The sequence below is a fragment of the Phytobacter cepae genome, assembly GCF_054165735.1.
In genome coordinates this window covers 1,044,105-1,059,449 of the sequence record NZ_CM135107.1, presented here as the reverse complement: position 1 = coordinate 1,059,449, position 15,345 = coordinate 1,044,105, and the positions used below count along the sequence as shown (strand labels likewise).

13 protein-coding genes and 1 CRISPR repeat array (1 of these 14 cut by a window edge) are annotated in these 15,345 nt (G+C 52.1%); of the genes, 2 read left to right on the top strand and 11 right to left on the bottom strand.

The annotated features are described in order from the left end of the window. A CRISPR array of direct repeats spans positions 1-112; the repeat unit is 29 nt; unit sequence CGGTTTATCCCCGCTGGCGCGGGGAACAC; it reaches 1,748 nt to the left of the window's first position. A 96-nt stretch (positions 113-208) separates the two neighbouring features. The 8 genes from cas2e to cas3 all read right to left on the bottom strand — a co-directional run bounded on the left by cas2e (position 209) and on the right by cas3 (position 9,139). Continuing rightward, positions 209-502, bottom strand: a complete 294-nt coding sequence (gene cas2e / locus ACUY4Q_RS04995; RefSeq protein WP_458045979.1) for a type I-E CRISPR-associated endoribonuclease Cas2e — start codon at positions 500-502, stop codon at positions 209-211. Beyond that, positions 502-1,422: a type I-E CRISPR-associated endonuclease Cas1e gene (gene cas1e / locus ACUY4Q_RS04990; protein ID WP_458045978.1), complete on the bottom strand. Its 921-nt coding sequence runs from the start codon at positions 1,420-1,422 to the stop codon at positions 502-504. Before cas1e ends, cas2e begins: the two co-directional genes overlap by 1 nt. After that, complete coding sequence (gene cas6e, locus ACUY4Q_RS04985; RefSeq protein WP_458045977.1) at positions 1,419-2,069, bottom strand: type I-E CRISPR-associated protein Cas6/Cse3/CasE; 651 nt, start codon at positions 2,067-2,069, stop codon at positions 1,419-1,421. Before cas6e ends, cas1e begins: the two co-directional genes overlap by 4 nt. Continuing rightward, positions 2,051-2,797 carry a type I-E CRISPR-associated protein Cas5/CasD gene (gene cas5e / locus ACUY4Q_RS04980; RefSeq protein WP_458045976.1) on the bottom strand — a complete coding sequence of 249 codons (747 nt, stop codon included), beginning with the start codon at positions 2,795-2,797 and terminating at the stop codon, positions 2,051-2,053. Before cas5e ends, cas6e begins: the two co-directional genes overlap by 19 nt. A 9-nt stretch (positions 2,798-2,806) precedes the next feature. Beyond that, on the bottom strand, positions 2,807-3,865 hold the full coding sequence (gene cas7e / locus ACUY4Q_RS04975) for a type I-E CRISPR-associated protein Cas7/Cse4/CasC (protein ID WP_458045975.1): 1,059 nt from the start codon (positions 3,863-3,865) through the stop codon (positions 2,807-2,809). Positions 3,866-3,876: 11 nt separating this feature from the next. Continuing rightward, complete coding sequence (casB, locus tag ACUY4Q_RS04970) at positions 3,877-4,440, bottom strand: type I-E CRISPR-associated protein Cse2/CasB (RefSeq protein WP_458045974.1); 564 nt, start codon at positions 4,438-4,440, stop codon at positions 3,877-3,879. Beyond that, positions 4,437-5,993, bottom strand: coding sequence for a type I-E CRISPR-associated protein Cse1/CasA (gene casA, locus ACUY4Q_RS04965; RefSeq protein ID WP_458045973.1), 1,557 nt, complete (start codon positions 5,991-5,993; stop codon positions 4,437-4,439). Before casA ends, casB begins: the two co-directional genes overlap by 4 nt. Before the next feature lie 482 nt (positions 5,994-6,475). After that, positions 6,476-9,139, bottom strand: coding sequence for a CRISPR-associated helicase Cas3' (gene cas3, locus ACUY4Q_RS04960; protein WP_458045972.1), 2,664 nt, complete (start codon positions 9,137-9,139; stop codon positions 6,476-6,478). Positions 9,140-9,936: 797 nt separating this feature from the next. Between cas3 and ACUY4Q_RS04955 the strand changes: the two genes are divergently transcribed. After that, entirely contained in the window at positions 9,937-10,290 is a 354-nt protein-coding gene (locus ACUY4Q_RS04955) for a type II toxin-antitoxin system RelE/ParE family toxin (RefSeq protein ID WP_458045971.1), read from the top strand. Then, positions 10,277-10,576, top strand: coding sequence for a helix-turn-helix domain-containing protein (locus tag ACUY4Q_RS04950; protein WP_458045970.1), 300 nt, complete (start codon positions 10,277-10,279; stop codon positions 10,574-10,576). The genes ACUY4Q_RS04955 and ACUY4Q_RS04950 overlap by 14 nt, the downstream gene beginning before the upstream one ends. A 403-nt stretch (positions 10,577-10,979) precedes the next feature. Here the strand turns inward: ACUY4Q_RS04950 and cysH are convergent, their stop codons facing one another. The 3 genes from cysH to cysJ all read right to left on the bottom strand — a co-directional run bounded on the left by cysH (position 10,980) and on the right by cysJ (position 15,340). After that, positions 10,980-11,714: a phosphoadenosine phosphosulfate reductase gene (gene cysH / locus ACUY4Q_RS04945; protein WP_458045969.1), complete on the bottom strand. Its 735-nt coding sequence runs from the start codon at positions 11,712-11,714 to the stop codon at positions 10,980-10,982. Positions 11,715-11,816: 102 nt separating this feature from the next. After that, on the bottom strand, positions 11,817-13,529 hold the full coding sequence (gene cysI / locus ACUY4Q_RS04940; protein ID WP_458045968.1) for an assimilatory sulfite reductase (NADPH) hemoprotein subunit: 1,713 nt from the start codon (positions 13,527-13,529) through the stop codon (positions 11,817-11,819). Continuing rightward, on the bottom strand, positions 13,529-15,340 hold the full coding sequence (gene cysJ / locus ACUY4Q_RS04935; RefSeq protein ID WP_458045967.1) for an NADPH-dependent assimilatory sulfite reductase flavoprotein subunit: 1,812 nt from the start codon (positions 15,338-15,340) through the stop codon (positions 13,529-13,531). The genes cysI and cysJ overlap by 1 nt, the downstream gene beginning before the upstream one ends. Positions 15,341-15,345 lie beyond the last annotated feature (5 nt).

Here is a 15,345-nt window from a genome sequence, read left to right as displayed (position 1 = left end):
GACGCTGGCGAAATTGGCTAACCGGTTTATCCCCGCTGGCGCGGGGAACACGGCCTGCAACGAGTAGGCACTATCCGCAAATACGGTTTATCCCCGCTGGCGCGGGGAACACTCTTAAGGTATACGCCTGTTTTATATTGGTTTTTTTCACATAAAACAATCTACCAACCTAATGGTAACAATTCCACCTTGTTAAAGAACACATAACCTATTGATTTTGATAAGGAAGAAAGGAAACCAATCTCAGGCCATCCAAATCTACCGGAATGCGTCGGTTCTCCCCCCAGGTTTGAAACTCAAAACCGGACTCTGTGTTTGCGGCCCAGGCCATGACCACGTTGCCCTCGCCCCCTAATTGGGAAATCTGTTGCCAGACCATTTCTCGCACACGTTTTGAAATATCAGCAACATACACACCGGCCCGAATCTCCAGTAACCAAATGGCAAGTCGTCCACGCAGGCGCGGTGGGACATTTTCAGTAACAACGACCACCATACTCATCAGCCGTGCCCCCGATGCCCGCCATCCCCCATTGACTGCGGTTCGGGAATAGCCGGAGGTAACATATCTGGCGCGGGTTGCGGCGGCTCAATTTCACCGGCAGCAAGGACATCTTCAATAAGTGGGATCAGCCTTCCAGTCAGTTTTGTACTACGGAAAATATCACGGCAGGCCAGCCTGACCTCGCGATCGGGCTCAGAGGGAGTACGAGCAGCAATTTCAAATGCCTTAGGGACAACAGATTCGAATTTAATGATGTCAGCGATGTCATACACGAACGAGAGAGGTTTGCCACTATGGATAAAACCAATCGCTGGTGCGTAGCCTGCCGCCAGCACTGCCGCTTCAGTTATTCCGTACAGGCATGACGTCGCGGCACTGATACACCGGTTTACGACGTCACCCTTTTCCCAATCCCTGGGATCATAGTTACGACCATGCCACTTCACGCCATACTGTTTTGCTAATACTGCGTATGTCTGGCGGACACGAGCGCCCTCGATACCACGCAGTTGCTCAATCGATCGTCGTGCTGGCGGCGGCTCTCGAAAACGCAGCTCATACATCTTGCGCACCACCTTCAAACGCAAATCATCGTCCAGCGCCAGCTTCGCCTGATACAACAATTTGTCCGCCCGCGCGCCACCAGGCTGGCCAGACGAGTAAACACGCACGCCCGCCTCCCCTACCCAAACCAGCAACGTACCGACCGTAGAAGCCAGACGCACAGCGGCGTGTGAAACCCGCGTTCCCGGCTCCAGCATAATGCAGGCTACCGAACCCACAGGGATATGTGTGCGAATGCCGGTTTTATCGATCAACACGAATGCGCCATCCAGTACGTCAACCTGACCGTACTGGAGGAATATCATCGAGGTGCGATCTTTCAGAGGAATGGGGCTTAACGGAACAAACGTCACGCTCCGTCTCCGGGTTTGATCAACATTAACCCGCAGCCAAACGCACGGCTTTTGCCGTATCCCTGCGCCAGCCGTTGCAGGAACAATGCTGGCTCGTTAACTGTCAGTACACCGGAATAGTCCACGCTGCTGAACTGAATGGTTTGCCTGGATTTCGATCGGCTCGTCTGTTGCTGCCGATAAGCATCCACATTCACTTCTTGCAACGAAAAACCATTCTTCTCGCCCTGGTGTGTCAACCAGACTTGCGCGGCCTGCTGCTGGTGCTGCCAGATATCCGGGCCATCAACCTGCCCCCTCACCTGACGCTTTGCCTCCATCAACAGATCGTGACGTTTACCGGCTTTGCAAATTGTTGGGTTGGCCCGGAGAGTAAAACGCAACATCTGCCCGGCGATTAATGCCGGTGCGAACGAACGGTATTCAATGTCGAAAATCTCGCTATCTGCAGGCGGATACAAAGAGAGCACAAAGAATCGGAATGCCCCCTGCATCTCTTCCCGACGATAAAGAAACTGCCGCTCCCGCCCTCCAGGAAAGAGATCCCAGAGCCACTGATGCATCACATATTCTCCGCGATCCACCAGTTGCAGCAGTTGCGAAGGTAAAAGCTGGCCGGTAGGCAGCGTTATTTTTGAGAGATACACGGCTCCTCCTTGATAAGCAGCGACCCTTGACTGACGACGCGTTCGCCAAACGTCCAATGCTGGCGGCTCATTGGTCTGTCACGACGACGTAAAATCTTGTTGGCTTCCAGTCCCTCATGTTCGCCTTCCCACCAGCATTCAGGTTGCAGTTTCGCCAGCCGGAGCTTTATCACGTTGAACTTCTCCCGATACTGGCGATACGCCTCGTTCAGCACATCCGGCGCGGTCCCCTCCAGCAACAACGGCGCAAGTGGCAAAGCCAGCGGGTGACTTTTTCGCCCCAGATATAACGGGAATACAGGATGTTGTAACGCCTCTTGTAATTCTTCAAGCGAGTAAGGCGCATCAGGCGTTTGCGCAAGCGCCACCATCCACCAGGCATCGGTGTAATAATCCCTTTTTGAGATCAGCGCGCTCAGTAGTTCAGGATCGCTCAACTCTTCACGACGGCTGAAATAGCGGGCTTTACGCACCTCTTTTGGCATCTGAACCGTGTGGTAATCCCGCGCCCAACGCGGGTTCTGACTGGCGCACAGCAGAAAAGAGTAATGCTGATTGAACGCACTCAATCGCGTTTCTTCATCACGACGGATACCGAGCGCCGCCGCCAGTAATCCCAGCAACGCTGAACGTGATGGCAGCTCATGGCTATGGCGTATCTCGCCGGGCGCATCGGCACCCCAGGAGGCCATCGGCCCGTGAAGCTGAAAAACCAGATATTGGCTCATAGCCACCCCTTACGCGCAGATAAAGTCAAGCACGTCTGTAATGCTTCCTTTCTTTTTCATAACGTCAAAGTCGATGAAATCCGTTTTTTGCGCATAGACTTCATTCATGTTTTCTCGCAGTTCAGTAATACGTTTTACAGCGACATCCAGTTGATTAGTGCCGTTGATCGGATTGTAAAACGCGGCGGCGAGGGAACGCGGTTGTTCAGTGCCTTTTTCCGCCAGCGCCCAGGAGGCATAGGCGCGGCTGGCGAAGCTATTCTGCTTACCGGTCGGAGAGACTTTCAGCGCGGCTTCGGTAAAGGCGCGCAGCGTTTTGTTTGCCAGTTCCTCATTACCGTTGAGATTTTGCACCAGCAGGTCTTTGTCGATGCAGATATAGGTGTAAAACAACGCGGAGCCGAATCCGGCTTCGCCGAGGTGTCCGGCACCGGCATCTTCCAGTGAACTCTTACGAAGATCATCAACAGCGGTAAAGAAATCGTCTTCTACAATCGTTTCGCTCACGCCGAAAGCGTGTGCGACCTGACAGGCAGCTTCGACGTTGAATTCAGGTTTATTTGCCAGCATACGGCCAAACATCGCGATATCGACGGCCATGCGATCCTGGCGTAACAGCGCAGCTTCCTCTTCCGTCGCAGGACGTTTTTCCTCCGCCAGACGGTGCGCCAGCGCCTTCACCGCGTCAAACTCGGCAGGACTGATGTGCGCCAACTGCTCAGTTTCAGCATTCGTCAGATCATCTTTTGGTTTCTTTTCTTCTTTTACCTTGCCAAAGCACTTGGCGATATTTTTGACGTAATCGACCGCTTTTTTCGGCTCAATGCCGCTTTCCACTAAGATCTTCGCCGCCTCGCGCGCAATACGTCCGCTACGGATACCAATATTTCCGGCCAACGCTTGCTCAAAAAGTTCAGATGTGCGCCATGCGCGCTTCAGGCTTTGTGAAGAAACCCGCAGACGTGTCGCGCCGCCGAGCACCACCGTTTTTGGTGAACCGGTGTCGTCGCGGTTCAAGTTGGCGGCAGGATAAGCAGTCAGTAAATGAAGCTGGATAAATTTAGTCATCTGATAGTCCCTTATTGATCGTCGTTATTGTCGTTATCGGCTTCACCGGCCTGGTAATACTCCAGCGCCCAGCGGATACGAATAAATTCAGTTGGCCGCTGCTGGCGGCGGATATGGTTTAGCAGTTCGTCGTTTTCCCGGCACCAGTGGAAGGTGTCGTCTGCAAGTGACGGAAGATTCACGGAGCCTTTCAACAAACGCACCGCACGCAGTAGCTGGCGCAACAGTTCATCAGGGGTTTTCACCGCTGACAGCCGGGCGAAACGCAGCTCAGACATCACCGGGTTATTGCCGGTCATCTGGCCAAGCTGTGCTGCAAACGACTGGCGTTCATCAATCGATTTGACGTGTGCAGCCAGCGCCGCCGTCAGAGCTAACGCAGTAAAACGCCACTCTTGTCCCTCAATCTTCCATAACGTATGGGTCTGTTGCAGCAGAGAACGGAACCCTTCAGACATGCAGGCTTCATTCACCGTTTTGCTGCGCCTCAGGCTGGCACGCAGGCCACGTTTTTCCTGTAACGCCTCATGCCATCGGCGCAGCGTGGTTTTATGGTCTTCCTTCACAATACTCATTCAGCAGCCTCCTGCTTTTTTGCTTTGGCGGCTTTTGCGCTCTGCTTCTCCGCCGATGTCGTGAAATATTTTTTACGCGCCAGCATGATGCGTTTAAGATCGGCACCTTCGTAAGGGTTGGTAAAAACATGCTCATCAAAGTAGTGCCGGGTAAACAGCCAGATATCCTTTTGCCACTGACTGAGTCTTTTATCGGCATCCTGGCCGCTTTCAAGATCGCGTAAAAACGCCAGAAAACGCGCCTGCGTGATGTGCCAGAAATCGATATCAATAAAACTGAAATCTCCACGCGCACCTTTGGCATCATCGAACCATGCCTCTTTTAACGCGCTGCGTAACAGGCTGAGGTTGCGCGAGGCAGTTTGTACCGCCGAGCGTAAAGTGGGGATGATGTTTTTGGTCAATAACAGCGGGAAGTGGTGCTCATACCAGCAGCGAGCCTTCATATTGTCGAAATCGTAACCAAAGCCCCAAAGCCCCACTTTGATGTTCTTGAACTTATTGGCATTACTGGTTCTGACGACTAACGCGGGAATCTCGTGGTTATTTTCCGAAGTGTTTTTCTGGCTCAAACCTAACCAGTCGCGCCAGATAAGCCCGCCGGGCTGCGGCTTAACGGAAAACTTTACCTCATCGCCTTTCAACGCTCTGCGATACGGCGTTAATGGATGTGTCCAGCCTTCATAGTTAATGCCGTAGTTTTTTGTCGTCATCAGGCTCAATAATTCATCACTTTGAGTTTCACAGATGTCGCAACAGCCTGAATGAGTGGCATCAAAATCAATACGAATACGCCGTGGCATTCCCCAATAGGCCTGAAGTTCATTCACCTGCCCTGACGTCGTGACGGCATTTGCCAGTTCGCTGGTACGAGTAGGCGCAAGCCAGGGGAAAACAGACTCGTCGAATTTTTCGGGGACAGGCATTTTGCCACTATCCTGCGGCATGACGTTAAGCCACAGCTTACGCCACAGCGGCGTTTGCCGGTTGCCCTCATATTCCTGCAATTCAATCAGCGTGGTCATTGGCCCGCCGCCTCGAAGGCCGGTGCGATAACCCTTACCACCCGATGGCGCATTGAGTTGCAATGAAAAGAGCGCCAGTGCTGCGCAGTGCGGGCAAAGATGTTCTGTAACCCCACGCTTAACAAAGTGGTCTTTGTTCAGTTTGGTGGTTTGCGCGCCGGGGATTTCTGGCAGCAGAGAGGCGATAGCAATTTTGTCGCCGCTTAGCTGTTCGAAATCCTGCATAAAAGAAGGCGTTTCAGCACCGAATTGAAAGGCAGGCTCCAGCGCTTTCAGCTTTTGCTGAAGCGTCTCTGCATCCAGTCCGTCATACCAGGTATCCTCCCAGCGAGCAGTGTTTTTCGGCGCCATGCTGCATTGCAGCAGTCCCAGCAAAAACTGCCAGGCCGCGCCCTGAAAATCCGCGCGAGGAGCAGCGATATCCACCACGTTCTCATCCGCCAGATTGACGGGTGCCAGCTTGCCCGTAGAGTCGTCTTTAAAACGAACAGGAAGCCAGGGGGTTGAAATTAAATTTATCGGAAACATGCCTTTTCCTTAACTGATGCGCCATCCCTGGCGCAAAAGTGTTCCCTTTGTTATTAACGGACTGACAGTTGAAAGCTCACTGACAGCTTATTGCCTAGCTGAATCAACAAACTACAGCACAGGCGTTTGCAACGGTTTGGTTTATTTTCCATACAGCTTCCTTACTCTTGATAACAACCAAGCCCTGGAAGTATGATCAAGCTGCGAAACGTGATTGGGCTTCAGGGCATCTCTTCATATGGAGGGCTCTGGAGCCTAATCCATAAGAGTTAGAGGGATACTACTCTTCAAAAACATAAAAAGATATGCTTGCAAAAAATGTTCTATATCAAATTCAAGATATCACGCCATAGACTTGCTAGACTAAATCAGTTCCCTTGATTATGGGTTGAACCGCTTGCCACAAAAGTTCGTATGCAAGTTGCCGTTCCGTTCCCCGCGTCAGCGGGGATAAGCCCCGGAGCCATCCGGCTCCGGGCACTCTAGCCAACTTTACCAATCAGTCCTTCATCCGCTGAATAGCCACACGGCTCCAAATCCGATACAACAATCACCACCGCAAACTCTTTATTCTGATGTTGTTCAACACACCATTGGTGAATCGATTCACCTTCAAGCAGGGTGAAATCTTCGCGATGTTTGTTCCACCAGCTCTGGCGTACCCGCAGTGCGCTCATCTCCCAGGCGTGTTCTCCCGGCGCATAGGGGCTAACTGCCCCATCAACGATCCTTGCCAGCCACAGGACGACGGACTCTTCCGCCAGACGAGTGGAAAGCTTTTCGGGGAGAAAATGACTGCTTTCAGGACTGTACCCTGGTTCAAAGTTAAGAAGGGCCTGGTGGGCGAATGCGCGGTCGCAGAGGTCTTTTCCTTCCTGCTGCTGACTCGATATTTTGAACCCTTCAGGCATTTCTATTTCGTCGCCATAGACGGATTCAATGAGCAGTCGGGCAGATTGCGGCATCCGAATTTCGCCCTGTTCACGCAACACGCGCTGGGTCAGCCACAGCCGACCATGGTCGGGGTAGACATAAGCGCTGTTGCGCATCGCGCTGGATAACCAGTCTTTTTGCGGAGCGTCATCCCATTCAGGCGCAAAAATCTGCAGTTCCGGTGCGTTACGTTCGTCTTGCCCTGAGGTTTTAAGCTGCCCCTTGCCATCACGGATGTGCCGCTGTAACCGTCCGGCACGCTGAATTAACAGATCCACCGGGGCTAAATCCGAAATCATATGGTCAACATCGATGTCCAAACTTTGTTCGATAACCTGCGTGGCGATGATGACTTTCCCGGCGCGTCCTGTATGACTCGTTTTACCGAACAGTTCCAGCGTATGGGTTTCGATTCTCTGGCGATCGTGAAAAGCAAACCGACTGTGAAACAGCGTGAGATTTTCGGCCGTGACTACACCTCTGGAAAATAGCTGGCGATAGATGCGAATAGCATCATCGATGGAGTTGCGTATCCACGCGATGCAGCGGCCATTGCGTACCGCCTGCTCAATCTGTTCAATACATTCCTGTTCACTGTATAACCAGCCAATCTGAACGCTACGTTCCACCTCTTTGCGGGTTTTTACATGTTGAGAAATCACCTCTGCCCCGGCGACCTGAGTCAGCCAGGGATACTCGTCATAGCCCAGCAACGGTGCCTGCGCCTTGCTCTTCGTGCCGCGAGCGTATGCAGCCACTAAGTTATTTCGTTGCTGTTGCGATAAGGTGGCGGAAAGAAGAATGGTGGTGTTGCCGTAGCAGGCCTGTTTTTCAATCAAGCCGTCGAGAATTCGCGACATATAGGCATCGTAAGCGTGAATTTCATCCGCCAGCAGGATCTTATTATCCAACCCCAATAGCCGCAGGGTGTTGTGCTTAAACGGCATCACCGCCATCATCGCCTGGTCAAGCGTGCCAACGCCCACTTCAGCCAATAGCGCTTTTTTATTGCTGTCGGCAAACCAGGCGGCGCATCCCTGGCTGAAAGCTTGTAATTCATCCGGCTCTTCTGAACCCGACAAATCACCCGACCAGAGTGACTGATTAAATTTATCCATTAAGCCGCGCGCGCTATGCGCCAGAACCAGGCTGGGCCGAGAATCGGGCTGATACAGCGACAGCCAGGTTTGCGCCAGACGATCAAACATGGCGTTGGCAGTAGCCATTGTCGGTAAGCCAAAATAGAGCCCCTTCGCTTTACCTGCCGCCATCAGGCGATGGGTCAGAATAAGCGCGGCCTCAGTTTTTCCCGCTCCGGTAACATCTTCAAGAATAAATAACTGAGCGCCTTCTTTATTAATGTCCAGATCAAGGGCTTTTTGTTGCAACGGTGTGGGTGACTGAATAAATGGAAATAATGTAGTTATGCCAGTAAAAGAGGAGACCTGAGAAGAAGGAGGGAAAATAGCCATCGCTTTTTCTGCTTTGACCAGTGCATGCTCCCGCCAGTATGTTTCGACTGGCATTTTTTCAGAGAGACGTGGAAAAAAGCGAACCGAAGATCCGGTCCAGTCGGCAAGAACAATCGATGCCGAAATAAACCAGGAAAGATGATTGAGTAACGCAATGCCTTCGTCATCATCCCAGGACTCAGGAATATTTATCTGCGGGAAAAGTGATTTAATCTCGTTAAGAAACTCACGCGCAGCCTCTTTATCCTGTTGGCGGAAATTATTCACTTCTCCAATCTGATCGGGTGGGCGACCATGATGCCCGGTTGTCATCGGCATCCAATGGCCTATCACGCGAGTTAGTTTTCGAGTAGGTAATGAAGATGCAGGGAAAAGTTCATGGCACTCACTTAAATAATCATTCCATAACCAGTAACCGAGCGTGGCATGAGTGAGTTTCTCATAATTCTTTTTTAATTCGGTTTGAGTATCCAGATTAACGTGAGTGTAAATTTGCTGAAAAGAATGGGCAAATTTCCCGATATCATGCCAGCAAAGAAGCCAGGCAAAAAATTGAGCCGCCTGAATATTATCACTCAACCCTATTCTTTTAAGATAATCAGCAATACCGTGAATATTAAGTTTTACCATCCAGTAACCCACGGCCGCGACATCTAAAGAATGCCAGCAGAGCAGATGATAATCATCACCCCCCTCTTTTTCTCCCTTCCGGGTTTTCCCCCAATAATGATAAAAATCCATGCCAGACTCACTTAATACCCGATGCAATAGATGAATAATGTCTGTTTTATTATCAAAATTTTTTGACGCACATCATGTGAATGAAATTTTTAAATAAAACGTGAGATTCTACTGTTTCCTGGACCCGTTGTATTTACATTAACTGAATAGAGCACTCTTTACCAATAATGCTTTCCTGAATATTAACGATCAAAATTACCGTGATCACAATACGATACTTATGCAATTAATTTACAAGCGCATCACAAAAAGCATTTATATTTATTGACTGCGTCACTTTAGCAAATGGGTATATCAATAAAATCAATCAACTTAAAATAACATCGCTAAATGAATAATCTTTTTACATGTCATAACTACCATTTGACTACACAATTTAATCTGTACCAGACCTTGCCGGGCGACCGGGAGCGAAAAAAACGCGCGTTCAAGCGCTGGCAGTAAGCTGGGTTAACCCCGGAGATATGGGCAAGAAGTTCCGATGTTGCTGGTCACGCTCATCATGACCGGTTTATCCCCGCTCGTGCGGGCAGCACGTCTCACTCGCTGGTCGGCTCTGACCGCGAAATCATCTTTCCCATTGAGACACCGTATCCATTTCTAAAGAAGCACTCTCCGTGCTGGCGAATCTGTTTTAATACAATAGGTTTATATCCTGTTGTATATGTAAAGTAATTTTAATGATTCTAGATTCGTCCGGCTATTGCTCTAAAAATGAGTTGTACCTATAACCTACAGGCTATAATATAATTATAACCCGCAGGTTATAGGAGATTGGGAAATTGGGTTGGAAAATCGTGACACGGAATCTGTTTGATACCTGGTTCGGCGAGCAAGCCGAAGAAGTTCAGGAGGAATTTTTAGCCTACCTCATCATCCTGGCTGAGCATGGTCCGACACTGGGCCGCCCCCAGGTAGATCAGATCAAGGCTTCAAATTATAAGAATCTGAAAGAATTGCGGGTACAGGTTGCAGGTCACCCATTCCGCGCGTTCTTTGCCTTCGACCCAGAACGTAAAGCCATTATTCTTTGCGCGGGGGATAAGAAGGGCGAAGACGATAAGTTGTTCTACAAACGCATGATTAAAATCGCAGATGCTGAATTCAAATCGCATCTGAAATCACCGGAGGTAAAAGATGGCGACGCTTGACGAGATGCTGGCAAAACGTTCACCTGAAAGCCGCGCACGTATTAACGCACGAGCCGATGAAATTCGCCAGGAACTTACCCTGGCAAAACTGCGCGAGGAGCTAGCTGTATCGCAAACGCAATTAGCCGCTGCGTTAGGAGTTAAACAACCGTCTATTGCAAAAATGGAAAATGTGGACAACGATCCCAAATTATCGACGTTAAAACGTTATGTTGCTGCATTAGGTGGCGAGCTGGCGCTGGATGTTACTCTGCCAAACGGTAAACGCATCGCGCTGACGCTGTAAACTGCTTGCCCGGACTTCAGTGAATAACAAAGCCGTTTGTGCTCAACTCCGCGGACGCGGGGAACACTGCTCTTGAAGCATTTCCAGGCTGTACTGGCGCGGTTTATCCCCGCTCGCGCGGGGAACACGCCGTAGACGTCCTGGTTATAACTCGCTGCGGCGGTCTATCCCCGCTCGCGCGGGGAACACTCTAACCATAACTATCTGATATTAAAAAGAAATACTCCCGATCAAAATTCCACCAACTTATCCCGATTTTTTAAGAGCAATAACACGTTGATTTTACTGACTAAAAGAATATGCGCCATGGGTAATATCACGTTTCACCGCTACAGCCCCTTTCACAAACAAAAAACGCCCGGCAATTAGCAGGGCGTTTAAGCATTTAATGCAGAGACCAATGTCAGCCTTCGTGCAGACCGCACTCACGTTTGAGTCCGAAGAAGCGGGTATCTTCCTCCGCCATGCCGGGTTCCCATTTACGCGTGGTATGGGTGTCGCCAACGGAGAGATAGCCTTCGTCCCACAATGGATGGTATTTCAGCCCATGTTTTTGCAGGTACTGATAGACGGTACGGTTATCCCAGTCGATGATTGGCAGCACCTTGAATACACCGCGCTGGAGACCGAGCACCGGCAGATTTGCGCGGCTACCGGACTGTTCACGGCGCAGGCCCGCAAACCACGTTTGCGCCTTAAGCTCCTTCAGCGCACGGTTCATTGGCTCAACTTTGTTGATGTCGTTGTATTTTTCAATTCCTTCAACGCCCTGCTCCCACAATTTGCCATACCGCGCTTCCTGCCAGGCAGGGCTTTGTGGCGCACGGAAGATTTGCAGATTCAGCTTGAGCTTGTCCGTTAGCTCATCAATAAACCGATAGGTTTCCGGGAACAGATAACCGGTATCCGTGAGGATAACCGGGATATCCGGGCGAACCTGATTCACCAGATGGAGACTCACCGCCGACTGGATACCAAAGCTCGACGACAGAACGTATTCACCCGGCAAATTTTCCAGTGCCCAGGCCACACGCTCTTCAGCGGTTTTTGCTTCCAGGTGCGCATTGGCATCAGCCAGCGCAAGCGCAAGCTCCTCTTTCGACAAAGCGTTCAGAGCAGAGAGATCGAGTACGGACATAGGTTCCTCACTTTTACCTTGCCTGATGACGCTTCGCTTATCAGGCCTACCTTGTTTCGTAGGCCGGATAAGGTGTTTACACCGTCATCCGGCAATTTAACATTAATCCCAGAGATCGCGTGCCGGGTCGAGTACCGGGCGGATAATGCCGGTGCGGATGGTGAAATCGCCGAAACCTTCACCTGACTCACGCTCTTTCGCCCAACGGCCCACCAGTTCATCCAGTGAAGAGAGGATTTCCGGCTCGGTGATGTTCTCTTTAAACATACGTGGAATGCGGGTACCCATGCGATTGCCGCCCAGATGAAGGTTGTAACGACCCGGTGCTTTACCCACCAGACCGACTTCTGCCAGCATGGCGCGACCACACCCGTTCGGGCAGCCCGTTACGCGGGTCACAATATGCTCATCCGCCACGCCGTGCTTCGCCATGACCTCTTCAACCTTATCAATGAACGTCGGCAGGAAACGTTCTGCTTCCGCCATTGCCAGCGGGCAGGTCGGGAAGGAGACGCAGGCCATTGAGTTTTCACGCTGCGGCGTCACCGCATCCATCAGACCGCTTTGCCGGGCGATTTTCTCAATTTTCGCTTTCTGGCTGTCTGGCACACCGGCGATGATCAGGTTCTGGTTCGCGGTAATGCGGAACTCGCCTTTGTGGATCTTCGCGATCTCAAGCAAACCGGTTTTCAGCGGACGGCCCGGATAATCCAGAATACGCCCGTTTTCAATAAACAGCGTCAGGTGCCACTTATTGTCGATCCCTTTAACCCAACCGATGCGATCGCCACGGCCGGTAAATTCATAAGCGCGGATCGGCTCGAATTTGATGCCTGCACGACGCTCCACTTCCGCTTTGAACGTCTCAACGCCCACACGTTCGAGGGTGTATTTGGTCTTCGCATTTTTACGGTCAGTACGGTTGCCCCAGTCGCGCTGCGTGGTAACCACCGCTTCAGCCACGGCCAGCGTGTGTTCAACCGGAATATAACCAAACTCGCTGGCGGTACGGGCGTAAGTTTTCTTATTCCCGTGTTCAATGGAAAGACCGCCACCCACCAGCAGGTTGAAGCCGACCAGCTTGCCGTTTTCCGCGATGGCGACAAAGTTCATGTCGTTGGCGTGCAGGTCGATGTCGTTCTGCGGCGGGATGACCACCGTGGTTTTGAACTTACGCGGCAGATAGGTCTGACCGAGGATCGGTTCTTCGTCAGTGGTCGCGACCTTTTCCTGATCGAGCCAGATCTCAGCGTAAGCGCGGGTACGCGGCAGCAGGTGTTCGGAGATCTTCTTCGCCCACTCGTAGGCTTCAGCATGCAGCTCGGACTCGTACGGGTTGGAGGTACACAACACGTTACGGTTCATATCGTTGGCGGTCGCCAGCGCGTCAAGGCCCACGGAATGCAGCATCTGGTGCACCGGCTTCACGTTCTTTTTCAGAATGCCGTGGAACTGGAAGGTCTGACGGTTGGTCAGACGGATACTGCCGTATATCGTGTTGTCTGCGGCGAACTTATCAATCGCCTGCCACTGTTTGGTGGTGATGACCCCACCCGGCAGGCGGCAACGCAGCAGCATCGCGTGGCGCGGCTCCAGCTTCTGGGCGGCACGCTCAGCGCGGATATCACGGTCATCCTGCTGATACATGCCGTGGAAACGGATCAGCAGAAAGTTATCACCTTTGAAACCGCCGGTCAGACCATCATTCAAATCTTCGGCAATGGTGCCGCGCAGGTAGTTACTCTCTATCTTCATTCGCTCGGCGTCTGCCAGCTTACCTTCGACCACTAAAGGCCCTGGATGTTTTTCGCTCATTAGTAGACATCTCGCTGATAACGGCGCTCAACGCGCAGCTCACTTAAATATTCGTCCGCCGTCTCGGCGTCCATCGCGCCAAATTCGGCAATCACGTCCAGTAAAGCCTGCTCAACGTCCTTCGCCATGCGATTCGCGTCGCCGCAGACATAAATATGGGCACCGTCATTAATCCAGCGCCACAGTTCCGCACCTTGCTGGCGCAGTTTGTCTTGTACGTATATTTTTTCTTTTTGGTCGCGTGACCAGGCCAGATCGATACGGTTCAGCACGCCCTCTTTGACGTAACGCTGCCACTCGACCTGATAGAGAAAATCTTCCGTGAAGTGCGGGTTGCCAAAGAACAACCAGTTTTTGCCCTCAGCCCCGTCAGCCGCACGCTGTTGCATAAAGGCGCGGAACGGCGCAATGCCAGTGCCTGGCCCAATCATAATCACCGGAGTCTCCGGGTTAGCAGGCAGACGGAAGTTGTCGTTGTGCTCAATGAACACGCGCACTTCGCCCTCTTCTTCAACACGATCGGCGAGGAAGCTGGAAGCACCGCCTGCACGTGCACGCCCTTCCACTTCATAGCGCACCACGCCCAGCGTCACATGCACTTCTGTCTCTACTTCGGCCTGAGAAGAGGCAATGGAGTAGAGGCGTGGCGTCAGCGGACGCAGCAGACCAATCAACGCATCCGCATCAAGCTGCGAGGGAGAGAAACGCACCATGTCGACCAGCGGCGTGGTGGCGGCATAATGTTGTAACTGCGCCTTATCGCCCACCAGCGGCAGCAGTGACTCGCTGCGGGTCAGGGCCGCGTAGTTTTCCACGATATTGGCGGTGTTCACCGTCAATTCAAAGTGCCACTGCAGGGCCTCCGCCAGCGGCAGCGTTTTGCCGTTTATCGTGACCTGCTCATCACCTTTCAGCCACAGCAGTTCGACCAGTTCTTTGACCAGTGCTGGATCGTTCTGGTACCAGACGCCCAGCGCATCACCGGGCTGGTAGCGCAGACCTGAATCACCCAAATCGATTTCAAGATGACGCACATCTTTTTCAGAGTCGCGACCGGTAATTTTCTGATTAACCGAGAGCGTCGCGGTCAACGGCTCTTCTTTCGTATAGGGGCTGGTGAATACTTCGTTCACCGCACCGGTCGCTGTTGCTGCGGCCTGCGCGGAGGTCTCTTTTGGCACACGCGCTTTCAGTACATCGACAATGCGGGCACGCCATTCAGCCGCAGCAGCCTGGAATTCAACGTCTGCGTCGACGCGATCGAGCAGGCGCTCGGCGCCCAACTCTGCCAGTCTGCTGTCGAAATCCTTACCTGCCTGGCAAAAGAATTCGTAAGAGGTATCGCCCAGACCGAAGACGGCAAAGGCTGCACCATCAAGCTTCGGTGCTTTTTTCGAGAACAGGAACTTGTGCAATGCAACGGCTTCTTCTGGCGCTTCACCTTCGCCCTGCGTGGAGGCCACAACAACCAGTAACTTTTCGTTGGCAATTTGTTTGAATTTATAGTCGCCCGCGCTGACCAGTTTTACGTTGAGTTTTGCAGCCAGTAAGTCATCCCGCAGCGCCTCTGCCACACGGCGGGCATTGCCCGTCTGCGATGCCGAGAGCAGCGTAATCGTTGGCGTTTCAACAGCCGCAGCAGGTGCCGCGGCGAGGGCATTTGCGCCAGGCTGTTGATTCAGCACGCCCCAGAAATAGCCAGAAACCCAGGCAAGCTGGGTCGGTGTGAGGTCGGTGGTGGCCGCCGTCAGGCGTGCCAGTTGCTCCGGGTTCAGCGGAAGCAAAGCGGAAGGTGGGACCTGAGTCGTCATGCGTC